Genomic DNA, 8,744 nt, shown 5'->3' on the forward strand with positions numbered 1-8,744 from the left:
TGGGCCGATGCGTCGCCCGGGCACATGTCGCCAGTCCCACCGCACACCTACGGTTCCGGCATCCACCCCGCCGCACCCTCAGGAGTCGGTCACCATGCGCAGCTCGACAGCCCCCACTCGGCCCGCCTCCGGCGCCCGCCCGGGCGAGACCCTGACCGGCGGCCCGGCCCGGAAGCTCGCCGCCGTCGCGGCGTGCGTCCTGCTCGCCGCGGGCTGCGCCAAGGCCGGCACCGCCGGGACGGTCTCGGCGGACGGCGGTGGCGCGAAGAGCCCGGTCAAGGTCGGCCTGGTGTACTCCAAGACCGGACCACTGGCCGCCTACGGCAAGCAGTACCTGGAGGGCTTCAAGGCGGGGCTGAGCTACGCGACCAAGGGCACCGGCGCGGTCGACGGACACAAGGTCGAGTTCGAGGAGCAGGACGACGCGGGCGACCCGGCCAAGGCGGTGTCCGCTGCCAAGGACCTGATCGGCAAGGGCTACAAGGTCCTGGCCGGTTCCACCGCTTCGGGCGTCGCCCTCCAGGTCGGCCCGATCGCCGCCCAGAACAAGGTGCTCTTCATCAGCGGCCCGGCCGCCGCCGACAAGGTCACCGGCTTGAACAAGTACACCTTCCGTTCCGGCCGCCAGTCCTTCCAGGACATCCGCACCGCGGCCTCGTTCATCGGTGACGCCAAGGGCAAGAAGGTCACCGTGCTCGCTCAGGACAACGCCTTCGGGCAGGCCAACGTGGCTGCCGTCAAGGCCGTGCTCGGCGCCCAGGGTGCGACGGTCGACCAGGTGCTCGCCCCGCCGAGCGCCACCGACCTCACCCCGTTCGCCACCCAGGCCAAGACCGCCAAGCCCGACCTGCTGTTCGTCGCCTGGGCCGGCGACACCTCCTCGGCCCTGTGGACGGCGCTCAACCAGCAGGACGTGTTCGCCGACACCAAGGTCGTCACCGGCCTGGACCTGGCCGCCTCCTACCCGCTGTTCGGCCCGGCGGCCGAGAAGATCTCCTTCCTGAACCACTACTTCGGCGGAGCCGCCGGCACCCCGGTGGAGAAGGCCATGGACGAAGCCGTCACCGCCGCCGGTGGGAAGACCGACATCTTCACGCCCGACGGCTTCACCGCCGCCCAGCTGATCGTGCACGCCGTCGAGGCCAACCACGGCTCCGCCGACGACACGTCGGCCCTGGTCAAGGCGCTGGAGGGCTGGAGCTTCGACGGGGTGAAGGGGCGTACCACGGTGCGTGCCGAGGACCACGCCCTCCTCCAGCCGATGTTCCAGGCCCGGCTGACCGGCACCGGGGCCGCCGCCAAGCCCTCGGTGGAGAAGGCCCTGACCGCGGACGAGGTGGCGCCCCCGGTCACCCCGATGGCGGGCTGATCCCGATGCCCGCTCCCACCGCCCCCACTCCTTCCCCGGCCGGTTCCCCGGCCTCGGCCACGGTCTCGCCCGCCCCGGTGCTGCGGCTGGACGGACTCGGCTGGTCCGTCCGCGGGGTGCCGATCGTCGAGGACGTCTCCTTCTCGGTCGGCGAAGGCGAGTTCATCGCCTTCATCGGCCCCAACGGCGCCGGCAAGACCTCCCTCTTCAACCTGATCTCCGGCATCTATCCGGCGAGCCACGGCAGCCTCCACCTCGACGGTGTGGACGTCACCGTCGAGGCCGTGCACGCCCGGGCGCGCCGCGGCCTCGGCCGCACCTTCCAGACCTCCTCCCTCTGGCCGGGGATGACGGTCGCCGACCACGTCCGACTGGCCGCCCAGGCGGCGGCGGGACCGCGCGCCTCGTACCGGCTCTGGCGCCGTGCCGACCGGTACCAGGAGCAGCTGGCCGAGACCCTCCACCGCACCGAACTCACCCACCGTGCGGACACCTTGGCGGGCGCGCTCTCGCACGGCGAGAAGCGCAAACTGGAACTGGCCGTCCTCCTCGTCTCCGATCCGCGGCTGATCCTGCTGGACGAGCCGATGGCCGGGGTCAGCGCCGAGGAGGTACCGGCCCTCACCGAGCTGATCCGGTCCGTGCACCGCGACCTGGGCCGGACCGTCCTGATGGTCGAGCACCACATGGACGTCCTGCTCGGGCTGGCCGACCGCCTCGCGGTGATGCACCACGGCACGCTGCTCGCGCTGGACACCCCCGAGGCCGTGATGGCCGACCCGACCGTGCAACAGGCCTACCTGGGCGAGGCGCTGTGACCTCCTCTCCGCTCCCCTCGCCCGTCTCCACCTCCACCTCCACCTCTGCGGCCGTGCCTACGCCTCCTGCCGTCCCTCTCCTCTCCGTACGCGATCTGCGGGTGGTCATCGGCGGGCTGCACATCCTGCACGGTGTCGACCTCGACGTGGCCCCCGCCGGGGTCACCGCACTCCTCGGCCGCAACGGCGCCGGCAAGACCACCACCGTCAAGGCCGTGATGGGCCTGGTGCCGCGCACCGGAAGCGTCCGCTTCTCCGGTGTCGAACTCGCCTCCCTTCCCACACACCTGGTGGTCCGTCATGGCATCGGCTACGCGCCCGAGGACCGGGGAATCTTCGCCGGCCTGACGGTTGCCGAGAACCTCCGCCTCGCCGAGCGCGCCGTCCGGGGCGGGGGCGAGGCGGACGAGCCGAACTATCCGCTCGTCCACGAGCTCTTCCCCGAACTCAAGCAGCGGGCCGGCCAGTTGGCCGGGACGCTCTCCGGCGGCCAGCAGCAGATGGTGGCGATAGGCCGGACGCTGCTCAACCGCAACCGGTTGATCATCGCCGACGAGCCCACCAAGGGTCTGGCGCCGAAGATCGTCGCGGAGGTGGCCGAGGTGCTGGCGCGAGCGGCCGAGGCCGTGCCCGTTCTCCTGGTCGAGCAGAACCTCGCCCTCGTCCGACGGCTGGCCGGCACCTGCGCCGTCCTGGCCGACGGCCGTACCGCCCACCGGGGCGACACCGCCGAGCTGTTGGCCGACGAGGAGGCCGCCCGCCGCCTGCTCGGCGTCGGCTCCCGTCACCCGCTCGCCGGCGGACCCCGGCCCGCCGCTTCTCCGGCCACCCCTGTCGTCACCGCGGAGGTGAAGCCCTGATGGACACCGTCGTCCTCCTCTCCTGTACCGGACTCGGTCTTGGTGCGCTGTACTTCCTGGTCGCCTCCGGCCTGTCGTTGATCTTCGGTCTGATGGACGTGCTCAACTTCGCGCACGGCGCCCTGCTCTCCATCGGCGCCTATGCCACCTGGTGGGCAGGCACCGAGGCCGGCCTCTCCTTCTGGCTCGCGGTGCCGTTCGGCACCCTGGTCGGAACGGCCGCCGCCGTCCTGCTGGAGCTCTTCCTGATCCGCCCGCTCTACAGCCGGCCGCGTGATCAGATCCTCGCCACCGTCGGGGTCGGGCTCGCCGTGCCCGCCCTCCTGATGGGGGTCTGGGGCGCGGACGCCCGCCCCTTCCCCCAGCCGGCCGTGCTCTCCGGCACCTGGCACGTGCTCGGTGCGACCGTCCCGGTCAACCGCTTCGTGCTCGTGGCCGCGGCCGCGCTGCTGCTGCTCGCTCTTCGGTTGTTCCTCGCCCGTACCCGCTACGGGCTGATCGTCCGGGCCGGCGTCGAGGACCGGGCGATGGTCACGGCGCTCGGCATCGACGTCCGGAAGGCGTTCACCCTCGTCTTCGCCATCGGCGGGGCGGCCGCTGCGCTCGGCGGTGCCCTCGGTGGCCTCTACTTCGGTTCGGTCAATCCCGGCCAGGGGACCGGGCTGCTCATCTTCGCCTTCGTCGTCGTGGTGATGGGCGGCATGGGCTCCGTCACCGGGGCCGCCGTCGCCTCCGTGGGCGTTGGTCTCGTCCAGCAGTTCGCCAACTACTACACCGGCGCCGGGCTCGGTGACCTCTCGGTCGTCGTCCTGCTCGCCGTGCTGCTTCTCGTCCGACCCCGTGGACTCACCGGGAGGCTCGCGTGAGCGCCGAAACTCCGATCACGAGCACCGGTGGCCCCGCGGCCGACCGCAGCGCCGCCACCATGGCAGGGGGGACTGACACCAGCCCTGCCATGACCGCCATGCTGGCAGAGGGGACTGACACCAGCTCCGCCAACACCGTCACTGTGGCAAGGGGGACTGACACCAGCCTTGCCGGGACCCATTGTGAACACATGACCGACCTCGGCGCCATCCCTCGAACAGGTGATTCAGTCACTAATCGCTGGACACCGGTGCACAGAGCGCTACGCTGGTGGCCGATCGCCCTGCTGATCACGCTCCTTGTCGCCCCATACAGTGCGCTTCCCGTCCCGGGACTGCTCGACGGCCCGCTCGGCAGCCCCGGCAGCCTGCAACTGCTCGCCCTGTGCCTGCTCTACGGGGCCCTCGCCTCCGGCTACGACCTCCTGCTCGGCCGTACCGGACTGCTCTCCTTCGGCCACGCCCTCTACTTCGCGACCGGCCTCTACGCCACCGACCTCGGCATGCTGGAACTGCGACTGCCGTTCGCCGCCGCGGCGGTCTTCGGCGTCGCCTGCACCGTCGCGCTGGCCCTGCTGCTCGGCTCGGTGAGCCTCCGCGTCACCGGCATCGGCTTCTCCATGGTCACCCTCGCCTTCGCCCAGGCCGGCTCGATCCTCATCCAGCGCAACCCCGGTGGCGTCACCGGCGGTGAGGAGGGCCGCTCCGCCCCGGCCGACCTGCTGCCCTCCAGCCTGCTCGGGATCGAGAACACCGCCAACCTCTACTGGATCGCCGTCGGCTACCTGGTGCTGACGGTCGCCGTGGTCCACTGGGCCGTCAACTCGCCGGCCGGACGGGTCTGGGAGGGGATCAAGGAGAACGAGCGCCGGGTGGAGGTGCTCGGACTGCGGCCCTACGGCTACAAGTTGGTCGCCTTTGTCCTCGCCGGCGGCCTCGCCGGGTTGGGCGGGGTGGTCTACCTGCTGCTGACCGGCGGCGCCACCCCGCAGGCCGCCGGCTCCGACGCCACGCTCGCCCTGCTGGTGATGGTGGTGCTCGGCGGCTCGGGGACGCGCTGGGGTCCGCTGCTCGGCGGTGTCCTCTACACCTGGGCCGGCCACCGGCTCGGCGACCTCGCCAACTCGACGACGATCGCGGACCTGCCCGCGGTCCTGCGGGTGCCGCTCTCCCAACCCCTGTTCCTGCTGGGCACCCTGTTCGTCGCGGTGGTCTACCTGCTGCCCGGTGGCCTGGCTAGACTGCCTGCCCGCATCCGCGCCGCCCGATCCGCCCGTGCGGTCCGCACCCCGGCCGCTGCCCGGACCGCCCGTCCCACCGGAGGTACCCCCGCGTGAGCCAGTCGCCCCTGAAGCCCGAGGAGTTGACCGTCGCCGTGCCCGGAGGGGAGCTGGCGGTCCTGCGCTGGCCCGCCGCCGAGCCGGACGTCCCGACGGTCGTGGCGGTGCACGGCATCACCGCCAACGGCCTCGCCTGGTACGAGGTCGCCCGCCAACTCGCCGGGCGGGTCACCCTGCTCGCGCCCGACCTGCGGGGGCGCGGCGGGAGCCGCGCGGTCGCCGGGCCGTACGGGCTGGCCCGGCACGCCGACGACGTGGCCGCACTGATCACGGCCCTCGGCACAGGCCCGACCACCGTGGTCGGCCACTCGATGGGCGCCTGGGTCACCGCCCTGGCCGCCGTCCGGCACCCGGAACTCGTCCGCCGGGTGCTGCTGGTGGACGGCGCGCTGACCTTCCCGCTGCCGGAGGGCATCCGTGAGGAGGACGCGCTGGCCGCGGTGCTCGGCCCCGCGCTGGCCCGGCTGTCGATGACCTTCCCGGACCGGGACGCGTACCGGGAGTTCTGGCAGCGGCACCCGGCCTTCGGGGCGGCCTGGTCGGCGGAGATCGACGCCTACACCCAGCGCGACCTGGTCGGCGTCGAGCCCGAACTGCGCTCCTCCTGCGTGCTGGAGGCCGTGCAGACCGACGGTGCCCAGGTCCTGCTGGACCAGGACGCGGCCACCGCCGTGCACCGGCTGCCCTGCCCGGCCGAACTGCTCTGGGCCGAGCGCGGCCTGCTCGACGAGCCCCAGGGCCTCTACGACCACCAGCGGATCGGACTGGCCGGGCTGGACCGGGAGCGGGTGCCGGCCTCGCTCGTGCCGGACACCAACCACTACTCGATCCTCTGGGGAGAGCCGGGGGCCGAGCGCATCGTCCGCGGCCTGCTCGCGGACGTCACCGCCGCGGGGTAACGGGCCTGGCCCCGACGACGGCGGCCGGCGGGGTCCGTCCACCCCGCCGGCCGCGCCTGTCTCGTTCTGCCCTGCTCGGTCCGCCCGTCTCAGCCCGCGGCGCCGAGGAAGGTCTCCCAACCGCCGCTCGGCGCCTGGCCGACGTTGAGCGTGCGCAGCTTGCGCAGGGTGGACTGGTCCTGCACCTCCAGCCACTCGACCAGCTGCCTGAAGGAGACCAGCCGGACGTCCGGCTTGCCCGCGATGGTCTTGAGGGTCTCCTCGACGGCGTCCATGTAGATGCCGCCGTTCCACTGCTCGAAGTGGTTGCCGATGAAGAACGGCGCACGGTTGCTGTTGTAGGCGCGGTCGAAGCCGGCCAGGTAGGAGTCCTTGGCCTGGGTGCGCCAGTCGTTGTACTTGGACGGGTCGCCCTTGGTGCTGCCCGCGGACTGGTTGGCCAGGATGTTGTAGTCCATCGACAGCACCTGGAAGGTGTGCCCGGGGAACGGGATGGACTGCAGCGGGAAGTCCCAGACCTTGCCGTCCTGCACCTTCTGCGGCCATATCTGCAGGCCGCCGGAGGAGCTGGCGTCGTACTTCCAGCCCAGCTTCGCGACCGTCGGCAGGAGCGCCTTCTGGCCCTCCAGGCAGGGAGTGCGGCCGCCGATGAGCTCCTTCTTGTAGTCGAAGGGCAGCGGGTCGACGTCGGTGAAGCCGGTGTTGGTCCGCCACTGGGTCACGAAGCCGATCGCCTGGTCGATCTCGCTCTGCCAGTCCTCCGGGGTCCACATGTTGACCCCGTTCTTGTCCGGGCGGCTGGAGCAGAAGTGCCCGTTGAAGTGGGTGCCGATCTCGTGCCCGGCCAGCCACGCCTGGCTGACGAGCTTGAGCGTGCTCTTGACCGCGCCGTCCGACAGGTACGGGATGTCGGAGGCGCCGACCGAGTGCTTCGGCGGGTGGTACAGGTCGGCCTTGCCCTTGGGTAGGGCGTAGATCCCGGAGAGGAAGAAGGTCATCGTGGCCTTGTACTGTTCCGCCAGCTTGAGGAAGCGGGGGAACTGGCCGTCGTCGGTGCCACCCGCGCCGTCCCAGGAGAACACCACGAACTGCGGCGGCCGCTCGCCGGGCTTGAGCTTCTCGGGCTTCGGCTGGTTCGGCTGCGGGCCGGTGTCGGCGTTGGAGCCGTCGCCGATCGGAGTGCCCTTGGGCACCCCCGTCTTGGTCGGGTCGGTCGTGCCCGCCGGGGTGGTGCCGGGGCTGCCGCCGGTCGTGGGGGAGGAGGAGTTCTGGTTCGAACCGGATCCGCTGCTGGAACAGGCGGCGACCGCGCCGAGGGCCGCGGTCGCCGCGGTCGCACTGAGCACCGTCCTGCGCGAGATGCTGGTCATGGTCTCCCCTGGGTGCCGATGCCGGTGGTGAGGGCGGCCCGGGGCCGCACCGGTCAAATCGGGCAATTGATGAATTTTCCGCCGTTAGCATGCCATGTGGCCGCAGCGGCCACCAAGGCCGTCGACCCTCTACGAGAGTCAACACGTCAGCAGGACCGGGCTGGGCTGCAAGGATTCGTGGTCTGTTGCCGTCCTGTGACGCTTCGCTCCTCGCGCCGCCAGGGGAGTACGGTACCGCCGGTCCGGCGGGGCGGGTCAGAGTTCGTCATCGCTCGGTACGGCTCGTCGCCCGTCCGGGCAGAGCTCGCCGATCGCGGGGGCGCGGCGAGGGGCGGCCGGGGCGCCCGGGGCCGGGGGTGCAGGCCGAGGCGCAGCGGTCAGAGCGCGGCGAGCCGCCGGTTGCGGCGCACTATTCGCGCGATCGCGGTGCTGACGATGGTGGCGGCGGTGCAGGACACCGCGAGGCTCAGCCAGGCGGTGTCGAACCAGTGGCTGTTCAGCCAGCCCAGCGTCACGATGTAGGCGGCCCAGACCAGCGCCGCCAGTGCCGACCAGTGCAGGAAGCGGTGCGGGTGGGCGGGGGAGTGGCCGATGGCCACGTCCAGGACGGTCCGCCCGGCCGGGACGAACCGGGCGACCACCACCATGGCCGCGGCCGCCCCGTGAGGGCGTTCGACCAGGGCCTGCTGGACCCTGGTCACGCTGGCCGCCAGTTCCGGGCGCTGGGCGAGCCGGCGCTGGAGCAGCGGGGCGCCGCGCCGGGCGAGGTGCAGGAGGAGGAGGTCGCCGAGGAACGAGGCCACTGCCACGCCCAGGCCGAGCAGCACCGGGGCGCCGTCGATCCGCGCCGTCTTGAGCACCGCCAGGATGACCAGTGTCCCGCTGGGGATGAAGGGGAGGAGGGCGTCTCCGAGCACGGCGAAGAGCGCCAGGGCGCAGATCCACGAGGATCCGATCGCCGCCACGAAGTTCAAGGCCTGTACTCCCTCCACGCCGCCCGGGGGAGCAGGTGGCTGCTGAGGTCAACGCTAGCGCCTCGACTTTTCATGCCATGAAGCACCCCGGTATGCCATGGGTCACAGACCTCGGCCCCGACCTGCGCAAAGGCGCGAGCCCCCGGAGCGGGGGGCGGTTTCTAGGGGTCGTTGCAACACGTGGTCGGTTTGATCAGGCCGCGATGAGTTTATGCAGGCGCTCGGCTGGGGTTTCCCAGCCGAGCGTT

At 71.8% G+C, this 8,744-nt stretch carries 8 protein-coding genes; 6 read left to right on the forward strand and 2 right to left on the reverse strand.

Translation table 11 applies throughout. The annotated features are described in order from the left end of the window. Window positions 1-94: 94 nt before the first annotated feature. The 6 genes from AC07AL_RS28955 to AC07AL_RS28980 all read left to right on the forward strand — a co-directional run bounded on the left by AC07AL_RS28955 (window position 95) and on the right by AC07AL_RS28980 (window position 6,152). Window positions 95-1,369 (forward strand): substrate-binding domain-containing protein, encoded by a 1,275-nt coding sequence (locus AC07AL_RS28955; RefSeq protein ID WP_478318747.1) that lies wholly within the window; start codon window positions 95-97, stop codon window positions 1,367-1,369. A 5-nt stretch (window positions 1,370-1,374) separates the two neighbouring features. Then, complete coding sequence (locus tag AC07AL_RS28960; protein WP_363583666.1) at window positions 1,375-2,187, forward strand: ABC transporter ATP-binding protein; 813 nt, start codon at window positions 1,375-1,377, stop codon at window positions 2,185-2,187. A gap of 53 nt (window positions 2,188-2,240) precedes the next feature. Then, window positions 2,241-3,047 carry an ABC transporter ATP-binding protein gene (locus AC07AL_RS28965; RefSeq protein WP_363583664.1) on the forward strand — a complete coding sequence of 269 codons (807 nt, stop codon included), beginning with the start codon at window positions 2,241-2,243 and terminating at the stop codon, window positions 3,045-3,047. Further along, complete coding sequence (locus tag AC07AL_RS28970; RefSeq protein WP_063349260.1) at window positions 3,047-3,913, forward strand: branched-chain amino acid ABC transporter permease; 867 nt, start codon at window positions 3,047-3,049, stop codon at window positions 3,911-3,913. The genes AC07AL_RS28965 and AC07AL_RS28970 overlap by 1 nt, the downstream gene beginning before the upstream one ends. A gap of 191 nt (window positions 3,914-4,104) precedes the next feature. Beyond that, window positions 4,105-5,250, forward strand: a complete 1,146-nt coding sequence (locus AC07AL_RS28975; protein ID WP_478318749.1) for a branched-chain amino acid ABC transporter permease — start codon at window positions 4,105-4,107, stop codon at window positions 5,248-5,250. After that, window positions 5,247-6,152: an alpha/beta fold hydrolase gene (locus tag AC07AL_RS28980; RefSeq protein WP_363583658.1), complete on the forward strand. Its 906-nt coding sequence runs from the start codon at window positions 5,247-5,249 to the stop codon at window positions 6,150-6,152. Before AC07AL_RS28975 ends, AC07AL_RS28980 begins: the two co-directional genes overlap by 4 nt. An 89-nt stretch (window positions 6,153-6,241) precedes the next feature. Here AC07AL_RS28980 and AC07AL_RS28985 read toward each other — a convergent pair whose 3' ends face one another. Together AC07AL_RS28985 and AC07AL_RS28990 are read right to left on the reverse strand one after the other, a co-directional pair. After that, window positions 6,242-7,522, reverse strand: a complete 1,281-nt coding sequence (locus AC07AL_RS28985; RefSeq protein ID WP_363583656.1) for a polysaccharide deacetylase family protein — start codon at window positions 7,520-7,522, stop codon at window positions 6,242-6,244. 377 nt (window positions 7,523-7,899) lie between these two features. Continuing rightward, window positions 7,900-8,487 (reverse strand): DedA family protein, encoded by a 588-nt coding sequence (locus AC07AL_RS28990; protein ID WP_350882667.1) that lies wholly within the window; start codon window positions 8,485-8,487, stop codon window positions 7,900-7,902. Between the last annotated feature and the right edge of the window lie 257 nt (window positions 8,488-8,744).

This window comes from Kitasatospora sp. NPDC043949 (genome assembly GCF_056435365.1).